The sequence below is a fragment of the Pseudomonas sp. SP16.1 genome (assembly GCF_052682975.1).
Map to the genome: position 1 here is coordinate 2,622,380 of NZ_JBQYFZ010000001.1, position 25,995 is coordinate 2,648,374.

The 25,995-nt window shown below is 66.6% G+C and carries 24 protein-coding genes, 1 tRNA gene and 1 riboswitch; of the genes, 16 read left to right on the top strand and 9 right to left on the bottom strand.

From position 1 onward, the window contains the following. Nucleotides 1–9: 9 nt before the first annotated feature. The 4 genes from ACUTAF_RS12680 to mmsB all read left to right on the top strand — a co-directional run bounded on the left by ACUTAF_RS12680 (nt 10) and on the right by mmsB (nt 4,007). Nucleotides 10–828, top strand: a complete 819-nt coding sequence (locus tag ACUTAF_RS12680) for an enoyl-CoA hydratase (protein ID WP_445580297.1) — start codon at nt 10–12, stop codon at nt 826–828. A gap of 138 nt (nt 829–966) precedes the next feature. Then, a complete protein-coding gene (locus ACUTAF_RS12685) occupies nt 967–2,070 on the top strand; it encodes an enoyl-CoA hydratase/isomerase family protein (protein WP_445580298.1) in 1,104 nt (367 codons plus the stop codon). Between the two features lie 165 nt (nt 2,071–2,235). Then, nucleotides 2,236–3,075 (top strand): isocitrate lyase/PEP mutase family protein, encoded by an 840-nt coding sequence (locus ACUTAF_RS12690; protein ID WP_445580299.1) that lies wholly within the window; start codon nt 2,236–2,238, stop codon nt 3,073–3,075. Between the two features lie 47 nt (nt 3,076–3,122). Next, complete coding sequence (gene mmsB, locus ACUTAF_RS12695) at nt 3,123–4,007, top strand: 3-hydroxyisobutyrate dehydrogenase (RefSeq protein ID WP_445580300.1); 885 nt, start codon at nt 3,123–3,125, stop codon at nt 4,005–4,007. 281 nt (nt 4,008–4,288) lie between these two features. On the opposite strand, the gene ACUTAF_RS12700 is transcribed toward mmsB, so the two are convergent. Continuing rightward, the gene (locus tag ACUTAF_RS12700; protein ID WP_445580301.1) at nt 4,289–4,534 is read right to left on the bottom strand and encodes a DUF1145 domain-containing protein; all 246 of its coding nucleotides are present in this window, start codon (nt 4,532–4,534) and stop codon (nt 4,289–4,291) included. Between the two features lie 174 nt (nt 4,535–4,708). Continuing rightward, nucleotides 4,709–6,496 (bottom strand): alkyl/aryl-sulfatase, encoded by a 1,788-nt coding sequence (locus tag ACUTAF_RS12705; RefSeq protein ID WP_445580302.1) that lies wholly within the window; start codon nt 6,494–6,496, stop codon nt 4,709–4,711. 97 nt (nt 6,497–6,593) lie between these two features. On the opposite strand from ACUTAF_RS12705, the gene ACUTAF_RS12710 reads away from it, so the two are divergent. Next, complete coding sequence (locus ACUTAF_RS12710; protein ID WP_445580303.1) at nt 6,594–7,505, top strand: LysR family transcriptional regulator; 912 nt, start codon at nt 6,594–6,596, stop codon at nt 7,503–7,505. Nucleotides 7,506–7,511: 6 nt separating this feature from the next. On the opposite strand, the gene ACUTAF_RS12715 is transcribed toward ACUTAF_RS12710, so the two are convergent. The 3 genes from ACUTAF_RS12715 to ACUTAF_RS12725 all read right to left on the bottom strand — a co-directional run bounded on the left by ACUTAF_RS12715 (nt 7,512) and on the right by ACUTAF_RS12725 (nt 8,424). Further along, nucleotides 7,512–8,009, bottom strand: coding sequence for a hypothetical protein (locus tag ACUTAF_RS12715; protein WP_445580304.1), 498 nt, complete (start codon nt 8,007–8,009; stop codon nt 7,512–7,514). 80 nt (nt 8,010–8,089) lie between these two features. After that, complete coding sequence (locus ACUTAF_RS12720) at nt 8,090–8,245, bottom strand: hypothetical protein (protein WP_445580305.1); 156 nt, start codon at nt 8,243–8,245, stop codon at nt 8,090–8,092. Next, nucleotides 8,245–8,424, bottom strand: coding sequence for a hypothetical protein (locus ACUTAF_RS12725; RefSeq protein WP_445580306.1), 180 nt, complete (start codon nt 8,422–8,424; stop codon nt 8,245–8,247). The genes ACUTAF_RS12720 and ACUTAF_RS12725 overlap by 1 nt, the downstream gene beginning before the upstream one ends. 357 nt (nt 8,425–8,781) lie before the next feature. Beyond that, a riboswitch (guanidine-I (ykkC/yxkD leader) is annotated at nt 8,782–8,885 on the top strand. A 66-nt stretch (nt 8,886–8,951) separates the two neighbouring features. On the opposite strand from ACUTAF_RS12725, the gene ACUTAF_RS12730 reads away from it, so the two are divergent. From ACUTAF_RS12730 to ACUTAF_RS12780, 11 genes are all read left to right on the top strand, one after another. Next, nucleotides 8,952–10,022, top strand: a complete 1,071-nt coding sequence (locus tag ACUTAF_RS12730; RefSeq protein ID WP_445580307.1) for a putative urea ABC transporter substrate-binding protein — start codon at nt 8,952–8,954, stop codon at nt 10,020–10,022. 96 nt (nt 10,023–10,118) lie between these two features. Beyond that, entirely contained in the window at nt 10,119–10,934 is an 816-nt protein-coding gene (locus tag ACUTAF_RS12735; protein WP_445580308.1) for an ABC transporter permease, read from the top strand. After that, complete coding sequence (locus tag ACUTAF_RS12740) at nt 10,931–11,734, top strand: ABC transporter ATP-binding protein (protein ID WP_445580309.1); 804 nt, start codon at nt 10,931–10,933, stop codon at nt 11,732–11,734. Before ACUTAF_RS12735 ends, ACUTAF_RS12740 begins: the two co-directional genes overlap by 4 nt. A gap of 2 nt (nt 11,735–11,736) precedes the next feature. Then, complete coding sequence (locus tag ACUTAF_RS12745; protein ID WP_445580310.1) at nt 11,737–12,465, top strand: urea amidolyase associated protein UAAP1; 729 nt, start codon at nt 11,737–11,739, stop codon at nt 12,463–12,465. A gap of 142 nt (nt 12,466–12,607) precedes the next feature. Further along, entirely contained in the window at nt 12,608–13,258 is a 651-nt protein-coding gene (locus ACUTAF_RS12750; RefSeq protein ID WP_445580311.1) for an urea amidolyase associated protein UAAP2, read from the top strand. Nucleotides 13,259–13,437: 179 nt separating this feature from the next. Next, nucleotides 13,438–17,073, top strand: coding sequence for an urea carboxylase (uca, locus tag ACUTAF_RS12755; protein ID WP_445580312.1), 3,636 nt, complete (start codon nt 13,438–13,440; stop codon nt 17,071–17,073). A 119-nt stretch (nt 17,074–17,192) separates the two neighbouring features. Continuing rightward, nucleotides 17,193–18,677: a sensor domain-containing diguanylate cyclase gene (locus ACUTAF_RS12760; protein ID WP_445580313.1), complete on the top strand. Its 1,485-nt coding sequence runs from the start codon at nt 17,193–17,195 to the stop codon at nt 18,675–18,677. Further along, nucleotides 18,674–18,886 (top strand): cysteine-rich CWC family protein, encoded by a 213-nt coding sequence (locus tag ACUTAF_RS12765; protein ID WP_445580314.1) that lies wholly within the window; start codon nt 18,674–18,676, stop codon nt 18,884–18,886. Before ACUTAF_RS12760 ends, ACUTAF_RS12765 begins: the two co-directional genes overlap by 4 nt. A gap of 5 nt (nt 18,887–18,891) precedes the next feature. Continuing rightward, the gene (locus ACUTAF_RS12770) at nt 18,892–19,584 is read left to right on the top strand and encodes a pseudouridine synthase (protein WP_445580315.1); all 693 of its coding nucleotides are present in this window, start codon (nt 18,892–18,894) and stop codon (nt 19,582–19,584) included. A gap of 403 nt (nt 19,585–19,987) precedes the next feature. Then, a complete protein-coding gene (locus ACUTAF_RS12775; RefSeq protein WP_445580316.1) occupies nt 19,988–20,875 on the top strand; it encodes an alpha/beta fold hydrolase in 888 nt (295 codons plus the stop codon). 86 nt (nt 20,876–20,961) lie between these two features. Then, nucleotides 20,962–21,035: transfer RNA gene (locus tag ACUTAF_RS12780), tRNA-Gly, on the top strand. 99 nt (nt 21,036–21,134) lie between these two features. Here ACUTAF_RS12780 and ACUTAF_RS12785 read toward each other — a convergent pair. The 4 genes from ACUTAF_RS12785 to ACUTAF_RS12800 all read right to left on the bottom strand — a co-directional run bounded on the left by ACUTAF_RS12785 (nt 21,135) and on the right by ACUTAF_RS12800 (nt 25,940). Beyond that, nucleotides 21,135–21,380: a helix-turn-helix domain-containing protein gene (locus ACUTAF_RS12785; protein ID WP_445582439.1), complete on the bottom strand. Its 246-nt coding sequence runs from the start codon at nt 21,378–21,380 to the stop codon at nt 21,135–21,137. After that, a complete protein-coding gene (locus ACUTAF_RS12790) occupies nt 21,329–22,198 on the bottom strand; it encodes a hypothetical protein (RefSeq protein WP_445580317.1) in 870 nt (289 codons plus the stop codon). The genes ACUTAF_RS12785 and ACUTAF_RS12790 overlap by 52 nt, the downstream gene beginning before the upstream one ends. Nucleotides 22,199–22,354: 156 nt before the next feature. Next, nucleotides 22,355–24,835 (bottom strand): efflux RND transporter permease subunit, encoded by a 2,481-nt coding sequence (locus tag ACUTAF_RS12795; RefSeq protein WP_445580318.1) that lies wholly within the window; start codon nt 24,833–24,835, stop codon nt 22,355–22,357. A 28-nt stretch (nt 24,836–24,863) separates the two neighbouring features. Next, entirely contained in the window at nt 24,864–25,940 is a 1,077-nt protein-coding gene (locus ACUTAF_RS12800; protein ID WP_445580319.1) for a WD40/YVTN/BNR-like repeat-containing protein, read from the bottom strand. Between the last annotated feature and the right edge of the window lie 55 nt (nt 25,941–25,995).

A 25,995-nucleotide genomic window follows, 5' to 3' on the forward strand; every position in this document is an offset into this window, starting at 1 on the left:
AGGAACCCTATGAGCACTGCCATCGAAGCCTACAAGCCCGGCATCTTCGACCTGACCCACAAGCTGACCGTGGAGAAGCATGGTCACACCGCGCTGATCACCATCAACCATCCGCCGGCCAATACCTGGGACCGCGACTCGCTGATCGGCCTCAAGCAGGTGGTCGAGCACCTCAACCGTGACGACGACATCTACGCCCTGGTGGTGACCGGCCAGGGCGCGAAGTTCTTTTCCGCCGGCGCCGACCTGAACATGTTCGCCGACGGCGACAAGGCCCGCGCCCGCGAGATGGCGCGCCGCTTCGGCGAGGCCTTCGAGACCCTGCGCGATTTCCGCGGGGTGTCGATCGCCGCGATCAACGGCTATGCCATGGGCGGCGGCCTGGAATGTGCTCTGGCCTGCGACATCCGCATCGCCGAACGCCAGGCGCAGATGGCCCTGCCCGAGGCCGCGGTGGGTCTGCTGCCCTGCGCCGGCGGCACCCAGGCGCTGCCCTGGCTGGTCGGCGAGGGCTGGGCCAAGCGCATGATCCTCTGTGGCGAGCGCATCGACGCCGAGACCGCGCTGCGCATCGGCCTGGTGGAACAACTGGTGGACAACGGCGAGGCCCGTGGCCATGCCCTGCTGCTGGCGGCCAAGGTGGCGCGGCAGAGCCCGGTGGCGGTGCGCACCATCAAGCCGTTGATCCAGGGCGCCCGCGAACGCGGCCCGAACGGCTGGCTGGCGGAGGAGCGTGAACGCTTCGTCGACCTGTTCGACGCCGACGACACCCGCGAAGGGGTCAACGCCTTCCTGGAGAAACGCGACCCGCAGTGGCGCAACAAGTGATTCGCGGCTCCGTAGGGTGTCGCGGGGCCGCCTAGGCCGTGCGCACCGCAATCGGCAGGTGGATGTCACTTTCTGCTTCCACCCAATAACCGCATGGTGGATGGCTAAAGCGTCATCCACCCTACGCTGGAAACCTATATGAACCTGCAATTCGAAGAGCGTCCCAGCCTGCATGGCTACCGCATCGGCATCGCCAGCCTGGACGCAGAGAAGAGTCTCAACGCCCTCTCGCTGCCGATGATCGAGGCGCTGGATGCCCGCCTGCGGGCCTGGGCCGAAGACCCGACCATCGCCTGCGTGCTGCTGCGCGGCAATGGCCCCAAGGCCTTCTGCGCCGGCGGCGACGTGGTGCAGCTGGTGCAGCAGTGCCGCGAACACCCCGGCCAGGTGCCGCCGCTGGCGCGGCGCTTCTTCGCCGACGAATACCGCCTCGATCACCGCATCCATACTTACCCCAAGCCGCTGATCTGCTGGGCTCATGGCCATGTCCTGGGCGGCGGCATGGGGCTGATGCAGGGCGCGGCCATCCGCATCGTCACCCCCAGCAGCCGCCTGGGCATGCCGGAAATCAACATCGGCCTGTATCCGGACGTCGGCGGCAGCTGGTTCCTCGCCCGCCTGCCGGGCCGCCTCGGCCTGTTCCTCGGCCTCAGCGCCGCCAGCATCAACGCCCGCGACGCGCTGGATCTGAACCTGGCCGACCGCTTCCTGCGCGACGAGCAACAGGAGACGCTGATCGACGGCCTGGTGCAGCTCAACTGGCGGGATCAACCGCAGCAGCAGCTGCACAGCCTGCTGCGTGCGCTGGAGGACGAAGCCCGCGGCGAACTGCCGGCGGCCCAGTGGCTGCCACGCCGCGAGCGCATCGACCGGCTGCTGGACGTCGCCGACCTGCCGGCGGCGGTCCAGGCCCTCACCGCGCTGCAGCACGACGAGGATGTGCCGCTGGCCCGCGCCGCCAAGACCCTGGCCGGCGGCTGCCCGTTGACCGCGCACCTGGTCTGGGAGCAGATCCGCCGCGCGCGCCACCTCTCGCTGGGCGAGGTGTTCCGCATGGAATACGCCATGAGTCTGAACTGCTGCGCCCATCCCGAGTTTCCCGAGGGCGTGCGCGCCCGCCTCATCGACAAGGACCAGGCGCCGCGCTGGCGCTGGCCGGACGTCGCCGCGATTCCGCCGGCGGTGATCGAGGCGCACTTCGCCCCGGCCTGGGAGGGCGAGCATCCGCTGGCGGATCTGTAGGTTGTCACGGGGCCGTCTGGGTCCTGCGCAACTATGGTTAGACGTGTTGGTGCGCACGGCCTAGGCGGCCTCGCGACACCCTACTAGGGAGCCGCTCGGCCCCGTGGCGCTGCGCGGAACGCGAGTCGGGCGACGGCAAAGCATCATCACAGAGGGATTTTCACGATGAGCAACGATCAGCACGAACGGGCCCAGGCCTTCCAGGCGCTGCACCAACGCGACGGCCTGTTCGTCATGCCCAACCCCTGGGACGCCGGTTCGGCGAAGATCCTCGCCGCCCTCGGCTTCGAGGCCCTGGCCACCACCAGCGCCGGCCTGGCTTTCTCCCTCGGCCGCGCCGACGGCGAGGGGCTGATCAGCCGCGACGAGACCCTGGCCAATGCCCGCGCCATAGTCCAGGCCACCGCGCTGCCGGTGGCGGCCGACCTGGAGAACGGCTTCAGCGACGACCCCGCGGGCTGCGCGCAGACCCTGCTGCTGGCCGCTGCGACCGGGCTGGTGGGCGGCTCCATCGAGGATGCCAGCGGGCGCGCGGAGGCGCCCATCTACCCGCTCGAACTGGCGGTCGAACGCATCCGCGCCTCGGCCACCGCAGTGCGCAGCCTGCCCTATCCCTTCACCCTGTGCGCCCGGGCGGAGAACTTCCTGCACGGCCGCGAGGACCTGAGCGACACCCTGCGCCGCCTCGAGGCCTATGCCGAAGCTGGGGCGGACGTGCTCTATGCCCCGGGCCTGAGCTCGCGTGCGCAGATCGACGCAGTGGTGCGTGCGGTGGCGCCGAAACCGGTCAACGTGCTGATGGGGCTCTCGGCCTGCCCGCTGACGCTGGAGGAGCTGGCCGAGGTCGGCGTGCGCCGGGTAAGCGTCGGCTCCTGCCTGGCGCGGGCCGCCCTCGGCGGTTTCCTGCGCGCCGCCCGTGAGTTGCGCGAGCGCGGCAGTTTCGCCTTCGTCGCCGAGGCGGCGCCCTTCGCCGAACTCAACGCCCTGTTCAAGCCAGGCAGCTGACTCACCCGCGCCGGCCTGCCGGACGCGACCACACAGGAGATACGAGGATGACCCAGATCGCCTTTATCGGCCTCGGCCACATGGGCCTGCCCATGGCCCGCAACCTGCTCAAGGCCGGCTACCCGCTCAAGGTCTTCGACCTGGTGCGCAGCGCCGTCGACACCCTCGCCGGAGAAGGCGCCCTGCCCGCCGCCAGCGCCGCCGAGGCGGTGGAAGGAGCCCAGGTGGTGATCAGCATGCTGCCCGCCAGCCATCATGTCGAAGGCCTGTATCTGGGCGAGGACGGCCTGCTGAAGCGGATTCCCGCCGGCCGGCTGGTGCTGGAATGCTCGACCATCGCCCCCGAGTCGGCGAAGAAGGTTCACCTGGCCGCGCGCGAACACGGTGTCGAGCTGCTCGATGCACCGGTGTCCGGCGGTACCGCCGGCGCCGCGGCCGGCACCCTGACGTTCATGGTCGGCGGCGAGGCCGGCGCCCTGGAACGGGCGCGGCCGATCTTCGCCGCCATGGGCAAGAACATCTTCCACGCCGGCCCGGAGGGCGCCGGACAGATCGCCAAGGTGTGCAACAACCAGGTCCTCGCCGTACAGATGATCGCCACCGCCGAAGCCATGGCCCTGGGCGTGGCCAACGGTCTGGAACCGGCGACCCTGGCCGAGATCATGCGGCAGAGTTCGGGCGGCAACTGGACGCTGGAGAAGTACAACCCCTGGCCCGGGGTGATGGAGAACGCGCCGGCGTCGAAAGGCTACTCGGGCGGCTTTATGGCCGAGCTGATGGCCAAGGACCTCGGCCTGGCCCAGGAGACCGCCAGCCACAGCGGCAGCAGCACGCCGATGGGCGCCCTGGCGCTGCAGCTGTACCGCCTGCTGCTCAAGCAGGGCAAGGGCAAGCAGGACTTCTCGGTGGTGCAGCAGCTGTTCGTGGAATAGCGGCCCGTAGGAGCCTAATGCTGTTCACTTAAGCATCGGTCAGACACGATCAGTCCCCTCGCCCCTCTGGGGAGAGGGTTAGGGAGAAGGGAGCTGAGCACGCGCAACCTTAACTGAACAGGATTGCCCGTAGGAGCCAGCTTGCTGGCGATGCCTTTGCAAGCAGATCGCCGGCAAGCCGGCTCCTACACGAAGCACGAGCACATTGCGCAGTCTCGGCCCGGATGCAATCCGGGATGAATCTCGGCGACCACCCCGGATTGCATCCGGGCCAACGGCATTCAGCGCAGCGTCTGCAGATGCAGCAGGCCGAACAGCAGCACCTGCAGGCGCTGCCGCCACAGCCCCGGCCGGCCACGCAGGCGCGCGCGAAACAGCAGCAGCTCACCGACGTGGGCCAGCAGCACCGACAGCGCGGCCCAGTTGAGCCAGCCGCCCAGCGGCGCGGCGAAGGGATAGAACAGATTGAGCAGCGCCACCAGCCAGAACATGGCCAGGGCCCCCTTGGCGAACGACAGCAGCTTCATCGCGATCCTCCGGTTGAGCGATCGCTGCAGCGTACCGGGCAAGGCCGCCTACGGCCGCCCTTCTTTTGACTGGCAGGCCATGTAGCAGCCGCGCCCCGCGGCGAATCGCCAGGGCAACGTCGATACCCCGGCATGCCCACCATCGCTTCGCGCCGGGGCCGTGCTCCTACATGGCTAGCGCAGGGTCAGGCCGAACGCCTCGTCGGCGAAATCGAAACAGGCGAGAAAGCGGCGGATCTGCAGCAGGTTGCCGTCGACCTGCACGTCGCCCAGCAGCGCGCCCTTGACCAGGCCGCCCTCGCCGGTCAACAGGGTTTCCATAAAGCTCTTGTCCATGCTCAGCTGCAGTTCGGTGCCTTCGGGAATGCCCTTGTGCAGCTGGGCCACGCCGCGACGCACCTCCAGCGCCCACTCCTCGCCCACGTCCGGGAAGCGGAAGCCCAGGGTCAGCTCGAGGTCGCCGGCCTGCTCCGGGTCGATGCGCGTCACCCAATTCTTCAGGAAGGCCTGTGGGGTGAAGCTGCGCACCATGTCCGGGGAGAGAAACACCTTGCGCATCTCCTGCGAACGCTGGCGGATGGCCTCGCCATCGAGCCCGCCCTCCAGCTCCATGGCGCTCATCAGGTACCAGTTGCGCCAGTTGATGTTCATGCTGGCGTAGCCCAGCTTGCGCAGGCTGCGCGCCTTGATCTGGCGCGCCAGGCGATCCTCCTGGTCGACGCGGATGGCATGGCCGGCCAGCTCGGCGGCCCACTGGTAGTCGCCCTTGAGGTAGGCGTTGCCGGCCTCCAGCAGCAGCTTGTCGCGCCCGCCCATCAGGGCGAGCAGCCGCTGCGCCTTTTCGCGCGGCGGGGTCGGGTCGAGATCCACCGGGTCGCCCTGGAACCAGCCCAGGTAGCCATTATAGATCTGCCGCACGCTGTGCTTGACCGTGCCGTAGTACTCGCGCAGGTAGGGCGTGTAGCCGGCCAGGTGCGGCGGCAGCTTGACCTTCTCCACCAGCTCGTCCGGGGTCAGGCCCTTGTTCATCCAGCGCACGCTCTGGTCGTGGATATAGGCGATGCCGTCGCGGGTCATGCGCAGCACCTCCTCGACCCGCTCCTGGCCGCTGACCGGGCGGCCGTGCAGCGGCACCATGTGCTCGGCCTGGTATTCGCGCAGCTTGTCCAGGCTGGCGACCCACTGCACCGGGTCGCGGAACCTGGTGCCGCGCAGGGTATGGATGTTCGGCAGGGTCGGCCCCTGCTCCACCTCGGCGCTGATCAGCACGCGGTTGTCCGGCAGGTACAGGGTGATCTCGTCCGGCGCCTCGCTGGGCACGTGCAGCAGCTGCACGTCGAGGCCGGCGATGCGGGTGTCCAGGCGCTCGGCGAAGGTCACCGTCGGCGCGATAAAGGACGACGGCTCGGGCTTGGCCAGCGGGCCGATGCCGCCGTTCATGCCCCGGATATCGGCGGCCGACAGGAAGGAGCCGAAGCTGTAGGCCGAGCGCACGCCGAGAATCGGCCCGACCAGCGCGCCCTGCGCCACCACGTTTTCCAGGAGGCTTTCGTGGGCGTAGATCTGCACCTCGCCGCGTTCCACCTGCTCGCGGCTGACGAAGGCCTGCACGCCGTTGATATGGTCCGGGTGGAAGTGGGTGTAGACCACCGCCTTGACCGGCTTGTCGCTGAGCTTGCGGAACTCGGCCATGATCTTGCGCGACTCGCCGACCGACTCGCCGGTGTCGACGATGATCAGCCCCTCGGGCGCCTCGATCATCACCACGTTGCCCAGCTGCCAGCCGACGGCCGAGTAGACGTTGCCCCCGACGCGGTAGACCTGCTGGGCGAAGTGCTTGGTGTGCGCCGCCAGCTCGGCGTGGATGCTCGGCTCGATGCGCTCGGCCGGCAGTTCGGCCTGCGCGTTCAGGGGCAAGGCGGCGGCCAGCAGCAGGCCGCCAAGGCGAGAGAAGGTGCTCATGGCGATAGGACGTCTTGTTGTTGAAGTGCTGGCAGGTTGGCAAAGGCCGCCTGATAATTCCAATGCATTCGAATCCTTGAACCAATGCAGGCAGCGCATGAACGACCTACGCCAGCTCCGCCACTTCGTCGCCCTCGCCGAACACGGCCATTTCGCCCGCGCCGCCGAGGCCGTGCACCTCAGCCAGCCGGCGCTGAGCCGCAGCATCCAGGCCCTGGAGGCGCAGCTCGGCTGCGGCCTGGTGGATCGCCACAGCCGCGGCATCAGCCTTACCGCCCATGGCCAGCTGGTGCTGGAACATGCCCGTCGCCTGCTGGCCGGCAGCCAGGCGCTGAGCAACGCGGTCAGCCAGCTGGACAACCTGGAGGCCGGTGAACTGCGCCTGGGCGCCGGCCCCTACCCGGCCGTACGGTTGGTGCCGCAGGCGGTGGGCAGCCTGCTGCAACGCTACCCGCGGGTACAGGTGAGGCTAGAGATCGGCAACTGGCTGGAGCTGCGCGAACGTCTGCTGGAGGCCGGCGTCGAACTGTTCGTCGCCGATGTGCGCGAACTGCTGGATGACCCGCAACTGCAGATCGAGGCGCTACAGGCGCATGCCGGCGTGCTGTTCTGCCGCCCCGGCCACCCCTTGCTACGCCGCGCCGCACTGCGCCTGAGCGATCTGCTCGACTTTCCCCTGGCCGGCACCCAGTTGCCGCAGGCGGTAGAGCGCAGCCTCGGCGCGGCCAGCGGTCGGCCGCAACCCCTGAGCGTGCAATGCGACAACTTCCTGGTGCTCAAACGCCTGGTGGCCGGCAGTGAGGCGCTGAGCATGGCGCCCTGGGACGTGATCGCCGAAGAAGTCGCAGCCGGGCAGCTGAGCCTGCTGCCACTGGCCCCGGCGAGCCTGCAGCAGCAGTCGGCCTATGGTCTGGTCAGACGCGCCGGACACAGCCTGTCGCCGGCGGCGCAGGCGCTGGTGGAGGAAGTTCGCCGGGCGGATCGTCAGCCACTACCACCGATACCCTGACCGCCGCTAGTTGCGCCGCCAGTCGCCGCCGCGCTGCTGATCGCTGCGCGACTGACGCCCATCGCGGGAATAGCGCTGCTGTACCTGTTGCTTGCCGTGCCATTGCTTGCCGGCGGGCAGGCCCTGCAGATGCTGCTTGCGCTGCGATTGCTGGTGACCGTCGTGGCGGCGGCCATCCTGACGCCGCCAGTCGTCGCGACGGTCGTGGCGCGAATAACCGTCATGACGCTGGTGATCGCGACGCTCGAAACCATGCTGGTGCGACGGCGCCGGTACGTAGCGTTTGCCATCGTAGCGGTGGCGGTCGTGGCGGCGGCCGTCGTAATAGTAGTAACGCGGCGTGACGTAGACCGGCGGCGAGTAATCGCGGCGGTAGCCGTTGTAATAGTGGTGCGAGTGATGATGATCGCGGTAGCCACGGTCGTAGTCGTAGCCGTCGCCATACACGGCGCAGCCGCTGAGCGGGATGAACAGCAGGGCAGCAAGCATGGTTCTGTAGGACATGGGGAGCCTCCGCAGGGGAAGCGGGGGACGCGCACCGCGCCCCCGAGGGAAGAGGCCGGGCCGCGAGGCCCGGGACTGGATCAGCAACGACCTTTCTTGGCCTGCCCCGGCGGGCAGTGGGGAGGACCGCCACCGACGTCGCCGATATCGATGCCGATGCCCGGCAGCCTCAGGCTGCAGCCGGACAGACCGAAAGCCAGGCTGATCGCCAGCAGCAACGAGCAGAACGCCTTCATCAGCAGCTCCCCTTCATCCGGTGCCCGGGCGGACAGAACTGACCGCCACCCTGGTAGCCGCGGCCACCCAGATCCACATGAATCACATCGGGATCGCCGACCCGGGCATGCACGCCCGGCGCACTGAAGCTGCAGCCGCCCAGCAACAACGCCAATACCATCACAGTCAAACCACGCATATTGGAATACTCCTCGAATTTCCAGTGGCCATTAGATGCCCCGCAAGCGGCGCGGGCACAATTCTATCGGCATGGTTGTTCGACCATCGGCAGTGGATCACGTTCCGCGCCGCGCAGTGATGGTCTTCACAAACCCGCCACGATCACCCGGCCGGTACCGCAGCAGCGAAGTGCAGATCCGGGAAACGCCCCAACAGGGGGCGCGCCACGCCACATGCGCACCAGTGGCGCGCACATCGAGAGCGGGACGGAGGCGAAAAGGCCGTAACAGCGGCTGCAGGCAACTGGCACGATGTTCGCTAAAGACTCTGTGTGCAGGAACAACCCGGCTCGCCGGGATCGCGGCACCACAATTTGCAAATGGCCGACTAGGGTTCCGGCGCGCCGCCAACGGCGCGCGACTGGTCCGAGAGTCGGCGACCTCCTTCGAGGTTACACGGCGGGATAAAAGCCCGGGAGAACGCGCCCCAGCGATGGGAAACCGCCGCGCACTCCTGCCCGCCCCTTACTCGAACTGGAGGTTCCCCATGCGTAAACCCCGTCTGTTCTCCGTTCTCGCCGCCGCCGGCCTTGGTGCCGCGCTCAGCCTCTCGGCGCAGGCCGCGCCGAAAAGCGACTTCAGCGTCTGCTGGACCATCTACGCCGGCTGGATGCCCTGGGAATACGGCGCCGCGCAGGGCATCGTCGACAAATGGGCGAAAAAATACGACATCAGCATCGATGTGGTGCAAATCAACGACTACGTCGAGTCGATCAACCAGTACAGCGCCGGACGGTTCGACGGCTGCACCATGACCAACATGGACGCCCTGACCATCCCCGCGGCCGGCGGCGTCGACAGTACCGCGTTGATCATCGGCGACTTCTCCAACGGCAACGACGGCATCGTACTCAAGGGCGAGGGCAAGACCCTGGCCGACCTCAAGGGCCTGGACGTCAACCTGGTGGAGCTGTCGGTCTCCCACTACCTGCTGGCCCGCGGCCTGGAGCGCGCCAATCTCGCCGAGCGCGACCTCAAGGTGGTCAACACCTCCGACGCCGACCTGGTCGCCGCCTTCACCACGCCCGGCGTGCAGGCCGTGGCCACCTGGAACCCGCTGCTGGCCGAGATCGAGGCCACGCCGAGCGTGACCAAGGTGTTCGACTCCAGCCAGATTCCCGGCGAGATCATCGACCTGATGGTGGTCAACAGCGAGACCCTCGCAGACAACCCGGCCTTCGGCAAGGCGCTGACCGGCGCCTGGTACGAAATCATGGCGACCATGAGTGCCGAGACCGACGCCGGCAAGGCTGCCCGCGAGCATATGGCCAAGGCCTCCGGCACCGACCTGGCCGGCTACGAGGCGCAGCTGGCGGCGACCAAGATGTTCTATTCGGCCAGCGATGCGGTGGCCTTCGCCACTAGCCCGAAGCTGCCGGCGACCATGACCAAGGTGGCCGAGTTCTCCTTCGCCCACGGCCTGCTCGGCGAGGGTGCGCAGAGTGCCGAGGCCATCGGCATAAGCTTCGCCAAGGATGTGATCACCGGCGATGCGGCCAACCTCAAGTTGCGCTTCGATCCCAGCTACATGCAGCTGGCCGCCGACGGCAAGCTCTGACCGTAGGGTGCGCTGCGCGCCCCGACCAACCCCGCGCGCGCCGTGCGCAACGCTCCGTTTCCGGTGCGCACGGCGCAGCCTACGCAGAGATAACCCATGCGTCTGATCAACCGACACCCGGACCGCAGCAGCCGACTGCTGCTGATCCTGCTGCCCTTCGCCCTGCTGCTGTTTCTCTACTTCAGCAGCTCGGCGGCGCGGCTGGCGGACAACCCCAACGACAAGCTGCTGCCCAGCGCCGGCCAGATGGCCGACGCCCTCGACCGCCTGGCCTTTAGCGAAGACAAGCGCAGCGGCCAGTACCTGTTCTGGGTCGATAGCGCCGCCAGCCTCCAGCGCCTGGCGCTGGGCCTGGGCATCGCCGCGCTGGCCGGGCTGGTGCTGGGCATCGCCGCGGGCAGCCTGCCGCTGTTCGGCGCACCGCTGTCGCCGCTCTTGACCGTGCTGTCGATGATCCCGCCGCTGGCGATCCTGCCGATCCTGTTTATCGTCTTCGGCCTGGGGGAATTGTCCAAGGTGATGCTGATCGTGATCGGCATCACCCCCTGCATCGCCCGCGATATCGAGCAACGCGCCCGCGAAATCCCACGCGAGCTGCTGATCAAGGCGCAGACCCTCGGCGCCAACACCTGGACGCTGATCTTGCGCCTGGTGCTGCCGCAACTGCTGCCGCGCCTGCTGATCTCCCTGCGCCTGATGCTCGGCTCGGCCTGGCTGTTTTTGATCGCCGCCGAGGCCATCGCCAGTACCGACGGCCTGGGCTACCGCATCTTCCTGGTGCGCCGCTATATGGCCATGGACGTGATCCTGCCCTACGTGGCCTGGATTACCCTCCTGGCCTGGTCGATGGATCTGGGTCTGCGCCGACTGACCCGACTGTGCTTCCCCTGGTACGAGGGGACCAAGCCATGAGCTCGACAGAAAACAGCGCCTTTATCGAGGTGAACAACGTCTGGCAGCAGTACGGCGACCAGGTGGTACTGGAACGCCTGAATCTGTCGATTAGCGAAGGCGAGTTCTGCACCCTGGTAGGCGCTTCCGGCTGCGGCAAGTCCACCTTCCTGCGCCTGCTGCTCGGCCAGGAGCGCCCCAGTCGCGGGCAGATCCTGCTGGCCGGCCAATCCTTGGCCGCCGAGCCGGATGCCAGCCGCGGCGTGGTGTTCCAGCGCTACTCGGTGTTCCCCCACCTGTCCGTGCTGGACAACGTCGCCCTCGGCCTGGAGCTGCAGCAGTCGAAGCTGCTCGGCCGCCTGTTCGGCGCCGCCAAGCGCCAGGCGCGCGAACGCGCCGCCGAGCTGCTGCACAAGGTAGGCCTCGGCCACGCCCTGGACAAATACCCCAGCGCGCTGTCCGGCGGCATGCAGCAGCGCCTGGCCATCGCCCAGGCGCTGATCATGCAGCCGCGCGTACTGCTGCTCGACGAACCCTTCGGTGCCCTCGATCCCGGCATCCGCAAGGACATGCACGCGCTGCTGCTCGAGCTGTGGCACGAGACCCGACTCACCGTCTTTATGGTCACTCACGATCTCTCCGAGGGTTTTAGCCTCGGCACGCGCATCCTGGTGTTCGACAAGCCGCGCCACGACCCGCATGCCCCGGGCGCCTACGGCGCGCGGGTGACCTACGACATCCCCCTCAACGAAAGCCGCCGCAGCCAGCGCGCCGCGGCCGAGCTGCTGCCCGCCCACCTGGCCAGCCTTCAAGGAGCCTGAGCATGACCGCCTCTGCCGCCCTGCGCCCGACCCTGTTTGATGAAACCGTCCCCGGTGGCGGCCACACCTCCTTCGTCCTCAAGCGCGGCCAGTTGCTGCGCATCACCGATATCGAAGGCGGCGCCAACGTCAGTCTGCTGCTGTTCAACGCCGCCGAGAAAAGCGAGCGTCTGAACCTGCCCGATACCTTGAAATGCCAGCACACCGCCAGGCTCACCGCCGGCCACTGCCTGTACTCGGACATGGGCCGCGTGCTGGCCGCCATCACCGCGGATACCTGCGGCTGGCACGACAGCTTCGGCGGCGTGCTGAATGCCGAGGAAGTGCTGGAGAAATACGGTCAGGGCCGCTACCAGGAACTGCGCAACGGCTTCTTCCGCAACGGCATGGACAACCTGCTGGTGGAAATGGGCAAGTGGGACCTCAACCTGCAGGACCTGTTGATGAACCTCAACCTGTTCAGCCGCGTGGACGTCGACGCCGATGGCGCCTTCCACTTCCAGCCGAACCACTCCAAGGCCGGCGATTACGTCGAGCTGTACGCGCCGATGGACACGCTGGTGGTGCTCACCGCCCTGCAGCACCCGCTGGACCCCAACCCGCAGTACGCGCCCAAACCGGTGCAGCTCGCCTGGAGCAAGGTCGCCAGCGACGGCATCACCTTGCTCTGCCGCACCTCGCGCGCGGAGAACGGCCGCGGCTTTCACAATACCGAACGTCAGTACATTTGAATGGGTGACTCGCTGCGCTCGCCCTTCGGGCAGCCCTGTAGGGCGTTCGGCGCAAGCACCGTCCCGCCTGCGCGGGGATGACATTGACCTCGTCACTCCCGCGAAGGCGGGAGCCCAGTACAACGCTATCGAGGACACTCCGATGAGCCTTACTGCCAGCGACCTGATTTCCAGCAACAAGCATCCCGAAACCGCCAGCTTCCGCCACACCATCCCGGCCGGCGAGCCCTACCTGTTCGAGGTCAAGGCCGGGCAAACCCTGCGCCTGCTCGACCTGGAGGGCAACCAGGCGGTCGACACCCTGTTCTTCGCCGCGCGCAACCCGCGCGAGCGCTTCGACCCGCAGCGCACCCTGCGCAAGCAGAACAAGGTCTACCTGACCACCGGCACGGTGCTCTACTCCAACCTCGGCAAGCCGCTGCTGACCATAGTCGCCGACACCTGCGGCCGCCACGACACCCTCGGCGGCGCCTGCGCGCAGGAGAGCAACACCGTCAGGTATGCACTCGAGAAGCGTTATATGCACAGCTGCCGCGACAACTTCCTGCGCGCCAGCCTGCACGACGGCCGCCTGAGCAAGCGCGACCTCGGCGCCAATATCAATTTCTTTATGAACGTGCCCGTCACCCCCGGAGGCGGCCTGACCTTCGCGGACGGCCTCTCCGCGCCGGGCAAGTACGTGGAGCTCAGGGCCGAGACCGATGTGATCGTGCTGATTTCCAACTGCCCGCAATTGAACAACCCCTGCAACGGCTGGAACCCGACCCCGGCCGAAGTGCTGGTGTGGGACTGACGTAGGGCGGGTGAAACCCGCCAGGCGTTCGGCGGGTTTCACCCGCCCTACAAGGTGCGCAGCTCGTAGGGTGGATGTCGCTCTTTACATCCATCCACCGGAACGACTTTCCGCCACGGACGACCGTGGCGCAGACCCAATGACGGCGGGACGGCCCGCCACCTTCGAGGGCTCCTCGAATGTTCGACAAACTCCTGATCGCCAACCGCGGCGCCATCGCCTGCCGCATCCTGCGCACCCTGCGTGAACTGAATGTCGGCGGCGTGGCCGTCTACTCCGAAGCGGACGCCGCCAGCCTGCATATCCAGCAGGCGGGCGAGTCCTTCTGCCTCGGCGACGGCCCGGCCGCGCAGACCTACCTGCAGGTCGACAAGATCCTCGCCATCGCCAAGGCCAGCGGTGCCCAGGCCATTCACCCCGGCTACGGTTTTCTCTCCGAGAACGCGGCCTTCGCCGACGCCTGCGAAGCGGCCGGCATCGCCTTCGTCGGCCCGACGCCGGAGCAACTGCGCGTATTCGGCCTCAAGCACACCGCCCGCGCCCTGGCCAAGCAACACGGCGTGCCGATGCTCGAAGGCACCGAGCTGCTGGAAAGCCTCGACGCCGCGCTGGCCGCCGGCGAGCAGGTCGGCTACCCGGTGATGCTGAAAAGTACCGCCGGCGGCGGCGGCATCGGCATGCGCGTATGCCGCTCGGCGGCAGAACTCAGCGAGGCCTTCGAGGCGGTCAAGCGCCTGGGGCAGAACAACTTCAGCGACAGCGGCGTATTTATCGAGAAATACATCCAGCGCGCCCGCCATCTGGAAGTGCAGGTGTTCGGCGACGGCCAGGGCGAGGTGCTCGCCCTGGGCGTGCGCGACTGCTCGGTGCAGCGGCGCAACCAGAAGGTGCTGGAGGAAACCCCGGCGCCCAACCTGCCGGCCGGCATGGCCGACGAACTCTGCGCCGCAGCCATCAAGCTGGCCAAGGCGGTCAGCTACCGCAGCGCCGGTACCGTCGAGTTCGTCTATGACAGTGAGGCTGAGCGCTTCTACTTTTTGGAGGTGAACACCCGTCTGCAGGTAGAGCACGGCGTCACCGAACAGGTGTGGGGCGTCGACCTGGTGCGCTGGATGATCGAGCTGGCGGCCGGTGACCTGGCCCCGCTCAGCGAACTGACGAAATCCCTGCAGCCCAGCGGCCACGCCATCCAGGCACGGCTGTACGCCGAAGACCCGGGCCGCGATTTTCAGCCCAGCCCCGGCCTGCTCACCGCCGTGCAGTTTCCGCCAGCCGACGGCCAGAGCCTGCGCATCGACACCTGGGTCGAGGCCGGCTGCGAGATTCCACCCTACTTCGACCCGATGATCGCCAAGCTGATCGCCTGGGCGCCGACCCGCGAAGAGGCCTGCGCCGCGCTGGATCAGGCATTGGCCGACACCCTGCTGTACGGCGTGGAAACCAATGGCCAGTACTTGCGGCAGATCCTGGTCGATGCGCCCTTCGCCAGCGGCAAACCCTGGACCCGCTGCCTGGAAAACCTTCTCTACCGGGCCAGCACCTTCGAGGTACTTAGCGCCGGCACCCAGACCACTGTGCAGGACTTCCCCGGCCGCCTCGGCTACTGGGCCGTCGGCGTGCCGCCGTCGGGACCGATGGACGACCGCGCCCTGCGCCTGGGCAACCGCCTGCTGGGCAACGAGGAAGGTAGCGCCGGCCTGGAAATCACCATGAGCGGCCCGCTGCTGCGCTTCAACACCGACGCCGTGGTGGCGGTGACTGGCGCGGAAATCCCCGTGAGCCTCGATGGCGTCGCTCAGCCACTGAACACCGCTCTGCTGGTCAAGGCCGGCAGCACGCTGGCGCTCGGCACCATCGCGGGTGCCGGCGCACGCAGCTACCTGAGCATTCGCGGCGGCATCCAGCTGCCGGACTATTTGGGATCGAAAAGCACCTTTACCCTCGGCCAGTTCGGCGGCCATGGCGGCCGTGCCCTGCGTGCCGGCGACGTGCTGCACCTGCTGCCGCTGGCCGATACCGGCAGCGGCGCACAACTGCCCGCCGAGCTCTGCCCGGCCCTGCCGGCCGTGCGCGAACTGCGGGTGATCTACGGCCCGCACGGCGCGCCGGAATATTTCACACCCGCCTATGTCGACCGCTTCTTCGCCACCGACTGGGAAGTGCATTTCAACTCCAGCCGCACCGGCGTGCGCCTGATCGGGCCGAAACCGGAATGGGTGCGCGACAGCGGCGGCGAAGCCGGCCTGCACCCGTCCAATATCCACGACAACCCCTACGCCATCGGCGCGGTGGACTTCACCGGCGACATGCCGGTGATCCTCGGCCCGGACGGCCCGAGTCTGGGCGGCTTCGTCTGCCCGGTGACCATCATCGAGGCCGACCTGTGGCAGCTGGGGCAGCTCAAGGCCGGCGACAAGGTGCGCTTCGTACCGGTGGATACCGCTGTGGCGCGGGAACTGGCGCAGACCAACACCCGCGAATACGCCCAACTCTGTAGGAACCCGCTTGCGGGCGATCAGCCGACATCGCGGATCGCTGGCAAGCCGGTTCCTATACAGAAACTCACATCCCCCATCGTCCTCGACCTCGGCACCGGCGACACCCGCCTGGTCGCGCGCCTGTCCGGCGACACCCATCTGCTGCTGGAAATCGGCCAACCGGAGCTGGACCTGGTGCTGCGCTTTCGCGGCCACGCGCTGATGCAGGCGCTGGAAGCCAAGGAACTGAAAGGCGTGATCGACCTCACCCCCGGCATCCGCTCGCTGCAGATCCACTACCAGCCGGAAACCCTGCCGCTGCAGCGGCTGCTCGATATGGTCGCCGGCGAGTGGGACGCCGTATGCGCCGCCAAGGATCTCAAGGTACCGTCGCGCATCGTTCATCTGCCGCTGTCCTGGGACGACCCGGCCTGCCAGTTGGCCATCGACAAGTACATGACCACCGTACGCAAGGACGCCCCCTGGTGCCCGAGCAACCTGGAATTTATCCGCCGGATAAATGATCTGGAAAACCTCGACGAGGTGTACCGCACGGTGTTCGATGCCAGCTATCTGGTGATGGGCCTGGGCGACGTCTACCTCGGCGCGCCCGTGGCCACCCCGCTCGACCCGCGCCATCGCCTGGTCACCACCAAGTACAATCCGGCGCGCACCTGGACCGCGGAAAACTCGGTGGGCATCGGCGGCGCCTATATGTGCGTATACGGCATGGAAGGCCCCGGCGGCTACCAGTTCGTCGGCCGCACCCTGCAGATGTGGAACCGCTACCGCGAGGTCAAGGCCTTCGACGGCAAGCCCTGGCTGCTGCGCTTCTTCGACCAGATCCGTTTCTACCCGGTATCGGCCGAAGAACTGCTGCGCATCCGCCGCGACTTCCCCCTCGGCCGCTACCCGCTGCGTATCGAGCACAGCGAGCTGCACCTGGCCGACTACCAGGCCTTCCTCGACCGCGAGGCCGAGGGCATCGCCGCCTTCCGCGGCCAGCAGCGCGCCGCCTTCGATGCCGAGCGCCAGCGCTGGATCGACAGCGGCCAGGCGCATTTCGAGGTCGAGGAGATGGCCACCGAGCTTGGCGAAAACGCCCCGCTCGGCGCCGGCCAACACGGCATCGACAGCCATATCGCCGGCAACCTCTGGCAGGTGCAGGTGGCAGAAGGCGCACGCGTCGAGGCCGGCGACGTGCTGGTAATCCTCGAGTCGATGAAGATGGAAATCCCCCTCACCGCGCCGGTGGCCGGCACGGTGCGCGAGGTGCGCGTGCAGCCCGGCTCGCCGGTGCGTGCCGGGCAACGCGTGGTGGTGCTGGAGCAGGCCTGAACATCGCGGCCGCCGATGCCCCCCGGCGGCCGCGGCGCGCAAGCGCAAATGGCAAAGGCACCGATGACGCGCCCGCGCCGGCACGCTAGCATTGCGCCACGTCTTCAAGGCCCGACCTCATGGCATTCAGCACTTCGCGCAAGGCCCAGATCACCCTCCTGCTCCTGCTGGGCATCCTCCTGCTGGGCGGCTTCCTCGCTACCAGCCTGGCCAGCTACTACGCCTCGCGTGAGAGCATCCGGCACCACATCGTCGATACCGAGCTACCGCTGACCTCGGACAACATCTACTCCGAGATCCAGAAAGACCTGATCCGCCCGACCCAGATCGCTTCGATGATGTCGCGCGACACCTTCCTGCGCGACTGGGCGCTGGCCGGCGAGCACGACCCCGAGCCGATCACCCGCTACCTGCGCGAGATCCAGGATCACTACGGCACCTTCACCAGCTTCTTCATCTCCGAGCGCACCCGCACCTACTACCAGGCAAAGGGCGTGCTCAAGCAGGTGCGCGAGGACGAGCCGCGCGACGCCTGGTACTTCCGCGTGCGCAGCATGGACGAGCCCTATGAGATCAGCGTCGACCCGGACATGGCCAACGCCGACCGCCTGACCTTCTTCATCAACTTCAAGGTGTTCGACTACCAGCAGCGTTTCATCGGCGTGGCCGGCGTCGGCCTGACCGTGGACGCCGTGGTCAAGCTGGTGGACGACTACCAGCGGCGCTACGACCGCAGCATCTTCTTCACCGACCGCAGCGGCCTGCTGGTGCTGACCGGCGCCGAGGGCGGGCCCATGGGCTCGCGGCGCGGCCAGGCGCTGAACACCATCGACGGCCTGGAAAACCTGCTGTTCGAAGTGCCGCGCCCGGAAAGCGGCAACTTCAGCTATCGGGAAGGCGGCCGCGCTCATTTCCTCAATGTGCGCTACATCCCCGAGCTGGACTGGTACCTGTTCGTCGACAAGCACGAGGAAGGCGCGCTGGCCGGCATCCGCCACAGCCTCTATCTCAATCTGCTGATCTGCGTCCTGATCAGCTTCGCCGTGCTGGTGCTGGTCTACCTGGCGATGCGCCGCTACCAGCGCCGCATCGCCGCCCTGGCCACCACCGACAGCCTCACCGACCTGCCCAACCGCCGCGGCTTCGACATCCTCGCTGCCCAGGCACTGCAGGAAGCGCAGCGCGACAGCAGCCAGCTGTGCGCCGTGCTGCTCGACCTGGACAACTTCAAGCTGATCAACGACGAACATGGCCACCTGGCCGGCGACGAGGTGCTGCGCGGCTTCGCCAGCCAGTTGCGCGACAGGCTGCGCCAGGCCGACATCCTCTGCCGCTGGGGCGGCGAGGAATTCGCCCTGCTGCTGAAGAACACCGACCGCCACGCCGCCTTCGAACTGGCCGAGAAGCTGCGTCAACACTGCGCCCAGCAACGCTATGCGGTCGCCGGGGAAAGCCTGCAGATCAGCGTCAGCCTCGGCCTCAGCCAGTGGCACCCCGGCGAGACCCTGCACAGCCTGCTCGCCCGCGCCGACCGTGCGCTGTATCGGGCCAAGCAGGGCGGGCGCAATCGCGTCTGCGCAGCGACCCAGGACGAAGCATCGTGACGCCCCAACAGCGTTGCCCGCTCTGTGGCGAAACCAACCGGTGCGGCCAGGCCGACCCGGCCCTTCGCGACCGGCCCTGCTGGTGCTTCACCGCCGACATCGACCCGGCCGCGCTCGAGCGCCTGCCGCCCGAGCAGCGCAATCGGGCCTGCCTGTGCCCGGCCTGCGCCGGCACGGTCCCGCCCGCGGCCGACACGGACGAGGCCTGAGCGCCATGCGCCTGGACCGTTTCCTCAGCAACTTCCCCCGCTTCAGCCGCCAGGACAGCCGCCAGCTGATCAGCGCCGGGCGTCTGCGCGTGGACGGCGCAATCGTCCGCGACCCGCGCTTTGAGGTGCGCGAATTCCAGCGTGTGCAGTTGGACGACGAACTGCTCCAGGCCGGACGCAGCGCCCAGTACTGGATGCTGCACAAGCCGGTCGGCGTGGTCAGCGCCACCTGCCACGACGAGCACCGTACCGTGCTCGACCTGCTCGATGAGGCGGACAAGCGCGACCTGCACCTGGCCGGCCGCCTGGACCTGAATACCAGCGGCCTGCTGCTGATCACCAACGACGGCCGCTGGTCGCGGCGCATCACCCAGCCGCAGCAGCGCAAGCCCAAGGTCTACCTCGTCGGCACCGAGCAAGCGATCACGGAGGAATACGCCGAGGTGTTTGAACGCGGTCTGTATTTCGCCTATGAAGACCTCACCACCCTGCCCGCCCGGCTCGAGGTGCTCGGCAGCCACTGCGCCCGCCTGACCCTGTACGAGGGCCGCTACCATCAGGTCAAGCGCATGTTCGGGCACTTCCGCAACCGGGTCGTCACCCTGCATCGCGAAAGCATGGGCGAGATCCACCTCGACCCGCAGCTGGCGCCCGGCCAGTACCGCTCACTGAGCGCAGCGGAGATCGCCAGCGTTTGAGAAGCACTGGCATCGCCGACGATCGTTCGCAAGCTAACCGACCAACGGCAGCATCAATATGCGATAAAGCTGTGACTCGCTCTTGCATGGCTGCAAGGGCGCTGCTTAAATCGAGCCATAAGTCTCGTCGTGACCAAGCGGTCACAGAAGACATCTAAGCGTTCCATCGGTTGCTTGCGCCCTGCGCGAACTGGATTCCTGCCTGGTAACACCGCCCTCGCTCCCGGCCTGAAAATGGCTTGGGCAGTCGCTCTGTTTCGATCCTAACTGATTGAAAATCAAAGAATTATAAAATCCTCCAGCCTGACATTAGGTTGTCATGTCCAGGCGTTTATCTGACTGCCCAAAAGCTCGCGAACGGCCCACCGCTCGCCACGTCAAACCTGCGCCAGGAGGAAACGACATGAGGCCACAGACCGCAGTCGTCGAGATCAACAGGAAGCACAAGGTTCACACCGAGTTCTATGGCAACCCGGCCGCGAGCAAGACCATCATCCTGGTCAACGGCTCCCTGGCGACCACCGCCTCCTTCACCCAGACCATCAAGTACCTGCAGCCGCAGTTCAACGTGGTGGCCTTCGACCTGCCATACGCCGGCCAGTCCAAACCGTTCAACAGCGACTTCACGCCGATCAGCAAGGAAGACGAAGCGGCGATCCTGCTCAAGCTGATCGACCACCATGGCGCCAACTACCTGATGTCCTTCTCCTGGGGCGGCGTCGCCTCCATGCTCGCCCTGGCCCAGCGCCCGGCCAGCCTGGAGAAGGCGGCGATCTGCTCCTTCTCGCCGATCCTCAACGTGCCGATGCTCGACTACCTGCACAAGGGCCTGCGCTTTCTCGGCGCGGTGGACCGCGACAACATCGCCCTGCTGGTCAACAGCACCATTGGCAAGCACCTGCCGTCGCTGTTCAAGCGCTTCAACCACAAGCACGTCAGCACCCTGGACGAGCACGAGTACCGGCAGATGTACGCCCATATCAAGCAGGTGCTAAGCCTGGAAGCGCACTGCCGCAAGGAATGCCTGCAAGCCATCGACATTCCGCTGCTGTTCGTCAACGGCGACCGCGACGAGTACACCTCGGTGGAAGACGCCTGCCTGTTCGCCCAGCACCTCGATAACGCCCAGTTCGCCGTGATCCACGACGCCGGCCACTTCCTCGACATGGAACACAAGGACGCCTGGCTGCAGACCCAGCGCGTGCTGCTGGACTTCTTCAACGCCCCCAGCAAGCGCCTGCAACTGCCGAGCCGCGGCGACCTGCAGGAACTGCAGGCCATCGCCGTATGACGAGCGCTGCGCCGCGAACCGGATGCATGACAAGCACCGGTTCGCCCTTCATTTCCGCGCCGAGTTCCGGTATAAAGGCACCCGCCGCGGGCGTCGTATAATGGCATTACCTGAGCTTCCCAAGCTCATGACGAGGGTTCGATTCCCTTCGCCCGCTCCAAATTCAGCAAGTTAAAGCCCTGTTTTTACAGGGCTTTTTCGTTTCTAGCGTTCGCTGGTGTCGAAGCAGTGTCGAAATCGACCAGCCATGCAGACGGGCTCAGACGGACAGTGCCCGGATAACGTGCTTCGGGTCGTTGTGGATCGCACGTAGCAGCACGCTAGCCGGGCCGGTAGGTTCGCGCCGCCCCTGTTCCCAGCTGCACAGCGTGCCGAGCTGAACATCGATCATGGCCGCGAACTTGGCCTGGGTCATCCCTGAAGTGGCTGGTCCCGATGCAACGATGATGGCAGCTAGATCGATGCGGTCTGATTTCCGCCGCTGGCCTGCGGTTGCGGCGGCGATCGAGTTCCCTCGCCGACAGCTCCACGCTGCGAGCGCGCGCCTGCCAGGCGCGAGACTTCCCACCATATCGCCTCGAACAGCGGACGCCGCTGGCGATAGCTGTCCAGGCCCACGGCAAAGTAGATGGCGGCCTCGATAAAGGGCTTGGGCAGGATTTCGAACCGGCCCCGATAGGGCGGCATCCGGATGATCCGCTCCACTTCGCTCTGGTGGTCGATGGCCAGGCTGCCACGTCCGTTGAGCATCATCAGCGCCAGTTGTTCTGAGCTGCGGGCATAATCCAGCCCCTGTCCGCCAGCACTCTCGATCATGCTCTTGAGCGCCGAACGCCCGGAGAGATACAGCAGCGGTCCATTCAGATTCTGGAAGGTCCGGCCATTCCAGCTGGCCCGGCTGCCGACCCGGCGATAGAGCAGCATCCGGGTGGTGCCAAGGGAGCGTCTTTCGTCGACCCGCTCCTGCATCCGCGGAAACGCCAGAAATGCCTGGTACTCCAGGTTTGCCGCCGTGCCTATGACGCCATCGTAGACGCCCTGCTGGACGCCACGCAGGCAGCGTCTCCAGGCCTTGGGCACGAACTCCAGGGCCAGCCCCTGAGCTTCGACCGCTTGGCGCAACAGGCGCTGACCGGCCGCCTCGCGCGCCGGGTGAGTGAAGGGAGGAAAAGGGCTGTCGCTGATGCACACCCGCAGCGGGCGATGCTGGGAAGCCAGGACAACAGCCGGACAGAACCCTATCCCCAGCATCAGCAACCAACCGACCCTCTTGAGCTGCGCCTGCGAGCCCCTCAGCCATGCTCCGATCGAAACCAACGCCATCCACCGCCGCTAGAACTGGGATAAGAAGCCTTGTCTACAAGCGCCCAGCCGGCTTTGAAGCTGAACACTGCGTCGCCTGCAGGTTCCTCGAAGCAGAGGAGCCGTTTGGCTGTGCCCGTGGCCAAACCTGGGCACTGGGCACAGGCGAACGCCTTGCTAGCTGCTGGCCATCCCTGCCACGGTGGCAGCGGGAGACGGCACGAAGCGCTGGTCGGAGAGCAGGAAGTAGGACAGCGAGGGCACCAGGATCAGCGCGCCGAGCATGTTCACCAGGAACATGAAGGTCAGCAGGATGCCCATGTCGGCCTGGAACTTGATCGGCGACCAGAACCAGGTGACCACCCCTGCCGCCAGGGTGATGCCCACCAACCCCACGACCCGCCCGGTGAAGGCCACCGCATTCTTATAAGAATCCGATAGCGTCATGCCGTGGCGCTGGTAGTGCAGCTGCACGCTCATCAAATACAGCGCGTAGTCGATACCGATGCCCACGCCGAGGGCGATCACCGGCAGGGTGGCGACCTTGACGCCGATGCCCAGCAGCACCATCAGCGCCTCGCAGAGGATCGAGGTGAGCACCAGCGGCAGCACCGCCACCAGTACCGCCCGCCAGCTACGGAAGGCGATCAGGCAGAACAGGATCACCGCTGTATAGACGTAGAACAGCATGGTGCGGTTGGCCTCGCGCACCACGATATTGGTGGCGGCCTCGATCCCGGCGCTGCCCGCGGCGAGCAGGAACTGGCGCTCCGGGGTGCTGTTGTCGCGGGCGAAGCGATCGGCGATGGCCACCACGCCATCCAGGGTCTCGGCCTTGTGATCCTTGAGGAAGGCGATCACCGGCATCAGCGAGCAGTCGGTGTTGAACAGCTCGGGAGCATTGACCGAGGCCTGCTGCGCCGCGTAGTTGAGCATGTCCTGGTTGCGCTGGATGCTGTTGAGCTTGGGGTTGCCCTCGAAGCTGCCGGCGGTGATCTGACGCACCGCATTGACCAGCGATACCGTGGTCTGCACCCCCGGATGCTGCTGCAGCTCCCAGGCCAGGCGGTCGGCGAGGATCAGGGTCTGGTAGTTCAGGCAGCCTTCCGGCGCGGTCTTGATCATCACCGCGAACAGGTCGCTGGACAGCGCGTAGTGGCTGGTGATGTAGGTGTTGTCGCGGTTGTAGCGCGAATCGGCGCGCAGTTCGGGAGCGCCGCTGTCCAGATCGCCGATCTGCAGCTGCTGGCTGACCACCAGGCCGCCACCGGCCAGCAGCACGGCCACCACCACCGCCCCGGTGGCCCAGCGCCGGGTGGTGAAGCGATCGAGAAAGTCCCAGAGCTTGCCGAAGCCGCGGTGATCGGCGGCGCGCACGTCGATCACCAGCGCGCGCTTGGCCGCCTTCGGGCTGACGCCGACATAAGACAATGCCACCGGCATCAGCAGCAAAGTGGCGAAGATCAGCACCGCCACGCCGATGCTGGCGGTGATGGCCAGTTCCTGGATCACCGGAATGTCGATCAGCATCAGCACGGCAAAGCCCACGGCGTCTGACAGCAGCGCGGTGACGCCGGCGATGAACAGGCGGCGGAAGGTGAAGCGCGCGGCCACCAGCCGGTGGGTGCCACGGGCGATGTCCTGCATGATGCCGTTCATCTTCTGCGAGGCATGGGACACACCGATGGCGAACACCAGAAAGGGCACCAGCACCGAGTAGGGGTCGATGGCATAACCCAGCCAGGCGACGATGCCCAGCTGCCAGACCACCGCCACCAGCGAGCACAGAATCACCAACAGGGTGCTGCGGATGCAGCGGGTGTAAAGCAGGATGATGAAGAAGGCGCTGACCACCGCGACGGCGAAGAACATCATCACCTGGATCAGGCCGTCGACCAGATCGCCGACCAGCTTGGCGAAGCCGATCACGCGGATCTTGTACTTGCCGCCACCCTCCTCGCCGGCCTTGCGCGCAGCGCTATCTCCGGCGAATTCGAAACGATCGCGCAGTTGCTCTTCGAGCACCCGCGAGAACTGGTGGTAGTCGATGCCCTTGCCGGTGGCGGTGTCGCGATCGAGCAGCGGCACGATCAGCATGCTCGACTTGAAATCGCTGGCCACCAGGCTGCCGACGATACCGGCACGGTTGATGTTCTGCCGTAGCGCCTCGATGTCCTCGGGCGTGCCCCGATAGGAATCGGGCATCACCGGGCCGCCCTGGAAGCCCTCCTCCGTCACCTCCGTCCAGCGTACCGAGGGCGCCCACAGCGACTTCATCCAGGCCCGGTCGACGCCGGCGGTGAGGAACAGCTGATCGTTGACCTGTTTGAGTACGTCCAGGTACTCGGGGTCGAAGATATCCCCCTCGGTATTTTCCACCACCACCCGCACCGAGTTGCCCAGACCACGCAGCGAGGCGCGGTTCTCCAGGAAGTTCTGAATGTAGGGCTGGCTCTGCGGAATCATCTTCTCGAAGCTGGGACGCATCTCCAGACGGGTCACGGCCATATAGCCGAGCACCAGGGTGACCAGCGTCATCAGCACGACGAAGGCCAGGCGGTTGTTGAACACCGCGCGTTCCAGCAGATTGCCGGTACGCGGGTCGAAGTCGTCCAGGCTCTCGATCACCGGCATGGTGTCTTGCTTGATATTGCCCATTGCAGGGTACTCGCTCTTGTTCTGCTGGTTATTCGGCAGGCAATGCCCGCACGCCGCGGACGCCGACAAGAATCAACTGGCCATTGGCGGCCAGCACCGCGGCACCAACCGGCGACTGGCCGTCCTGCGGCTGCACGCTTAACGCGGAGCGCCGCTCCTCGACCAGAAGCTTGTGTCCGGCCTGGGTGAACAACAGGTAGCGGCCGGCCGGATCCTGGGTGGCGGCGGTAACGCTGACCTGCAAATCGGTTTGCAAGGCCTGCCAGGTCTGGCCGCCATCGCGGCTGAGATAGGCGTGGCCGCGCAGGCCGTAGACCAGCACTTCGCCGCCAGGTTTGCCGGTCACGCCGAAGAAGCTGCCCGCATAGGGACTCGACACGGCGCTGAAGCGCCCGAGAGCCTCGTCCCACTTCTGCAGCAGCCCCTGTTCACCGGCGATATAGAGCGCATCGCCGGTAGAGTTGATGGCATTGAGGTGAAGCCCCTGAGGGTTGTCGATACGGTCCTGGAACGGAACCCAGGTCTGCCCGCCATCGGCAGTCGCGAGAATCAGATTGAACACGCCAACGGCGTAGCCTTGCCGCGCGTTGGCGAACCATACATCGAGAAACGGTTTGTCCGCGCCCTGCTCGTCCAGGCGCCGCCCTTCCTCCACCAGCATGCTCCAGCGCTCGTCGCCGGGCTGCTGGCGCGCCAGCTGGCCGTAATGCTCGATCAGCAGACGCCCGATAGCGCGGCCGTCGAGCTGCAGGCTCCAGGTCGCGCCGCCATCGCGGCTATGCAGGATCACCCCGTCGTTACCCACCGCCCAACCTTGCTCGGCCGTCGGGAAGTGCACGGCATTGAGGTCGACACTGACCGGCACCCGGGCCTGCCGCCAGTTCTGCCCGGCGTCGTCGGAATAAAGAATATGGCCACGCTGACCGACCGCCACCAGACGACTGCCCGCGTGGACCACGTCCTGTAGCGGACTTTTCACGGCCAGGGGGCTGAGCTTGGCCGGCAGGTCCAGTACGTCGACATAGCTGTTGGCCCAGGCAGCGCACTGCAGCAGCATCAGCAAAGCGCCCGCAGCGATCTGAACGTACCGTCGGAAAGCACACATACCGCGTCCTCATCAAAAAAAGCCCTGCACCCGGGCGCAGCCGCAAGTCAGAGGC

What these genes read in the sequence shown, in the direction of transcription:
- ACUTAF_RS12680 (WP_445580297.1), top strand. Translation starts at nt 10, where the DNA reads ATGAGCACTGCCATCGAAGCCTACAAGCCCGGCATCTTCGACCTGACC.
- ACUTAF_RS12685 (WP_445580298.1), top strand. Translation starts at nt 967, where the DNA reads ATGAACCTGCAATTCGAAGAGCGTCCCAGCCTGCATGGCTACCGCATC.
- ACUTAF_RS12690 (WP_445580299.1), top strand. Translation starts at nt 2,236, where the DNA reads ATGAGCAACGATCAGCACGAACGGGCCCAGGCCTTCCAGGCGCTGCAC.
- mmsB (WP_445580300.1), top strand. Translation starts at nt 3,123, where the DNA reads ATGACCCAGATCGCCTTTATCGGCCTCGGCCACATGGGCCTGCCCATG.
- ACUTAF_RS12700 (WP_445580301.1), bottom strand. Translation starts at nt 4,534, where the DNA reads ATGAAGCTGCTGTCGTTCGCCAAGGGGGCCCTGGCCATGTTCTGGCTG.
- ACUTAF_RS12705 (WP_445580302.1), bottom strand. Translation starts at nt 6,496, where the DNA reads ATGAGCACCTTCTCTCGCCTTGGCGGCCTGCTGCTGGCCGCCGCCTTG.
- ACUTAF_RS12710 (WP_445580303.1), top strand. Translation starts at nt 6,594, where the DNA reads ATGAACGACCTACGCCAGCTCCGCCACTTCGTCGCCCTCGCCGAACAC.
- ACUTAF_RS12715 (WP_445580304.1), bottom strand. Translation starts at nt 8,009, where the DNA reads ATGTCCTACAGAACCATGCTTGCTGCCCTGCTGTTCATCCCGCTCAGC.
- ACUTAF_RS12720 (WP_445580305.1), bottom strand. Translation starts at nt 8,245, where the DNA reads ATGAAGGCGTTCTGCTCGTTGCTGCTGGCGATCAGCCTGGCTTTCGGT.
- ACUTAF_RS12725 (WP_445580306.1), bottom strand. Translation starts at nt 8,424, where the DNA reads ATGCGTGGTTTGACTGTGATGGTATTGGCGTTGTTGCTGGGCGGCTGC.
- ACUTAF_RS12730 (WP_445580307.1), top strand. Translation starts at nt 8,952, where the DNA reads ATGCGTAAACCCCGTCTGTTCTCCGTTCTCGCCGCCGCCGGCCTTGGT.
- ACUTAF_RS12735 (WP_445580308.1), top strand. Translation starts at nt 10,119, where the DNA reads ATGCGTCTGATCAACCGACACCCGGACCGCAGCAGCCGACTGCTGCTG.
- ACUTAF_RS12740 (WP_445580309.1), top strand. Translation starts at nt 10,931, where the DNA reads ATGAGCTCGACAGAAAACAGCGCCTTTATCGAGGTGAACAACGTCTGG.
- ACUTAF_RS12745 (WP_445580310.1), top strand. Translation starts at nt 11,737, where the DNA reads ATGACCGCCTCTGCCGCCCTGCGCCCGACCCTGTTTGATGAAACCGTC.
- ACUTAF_RS12750 (WP_445580311.1), top strand. Translation starts at nt 12,608, where the DNA reads ATGAGCCTTACTGCCAGCGACCTGATTTCCAGCAACAAGCATCCCGAA.
- uca (WP_445580312.1), top strand. Translation starts at nt 13,438, where the DNA reads ATGTTCGACAAACTCCTGATCGCCAACCGCGGCGCCATCGCCTGCCGC.
- ACUTAF_RS12760 (WP_445580313.1), top strand. Translation starts at nt 17,193, where the DNA reads ATGGCATTCAGCACTTCGCGCAAGGCCCAGATCACCCTCCTGCTCCTG.
- ACUTAF_RS12770 (WP_445580315.1), top strand. Translation starts at nt 18,892, where the DNA reads ATGCGCCTGGACCGTTTCCTCAGCAACTTCCCCCGCTTCAGCCGCCAG.
- ACUTAF_RS12775 (WP_445580316.1), top strand. Translation starts at nt 19,988, where the DNA reads ATGAGGCCACAGACCGCAGTCGTCGAGATCAACAGGAAGCACAAGGTT.
- ACUTAF_RS12790 (WP_445580317.1), bottom strand. Translation starts at nt 22,198, where the DNA reads ATGGCGTTGGTTTCGATCGGAGCATGGCTGAGGGGCTCGCAGGCGCAG.
- ACUTAF_RS12795 (WP_445580318.1), bottom strand. Translation starts at nt 24,835, where the DNA reads ATGGGCAATATCAAGCAAGACACCATGCCGGTGATCGAGAGCCTGGAC.
- ACUTAF_RS12800 (WP_445580319.1), bottom strand. Translation starts at nt 25,940, where the DNA reads ATGTGTGCTTTCCGACGGTACGTTCAGATCGCTGCGGGCGCTTTGCTG.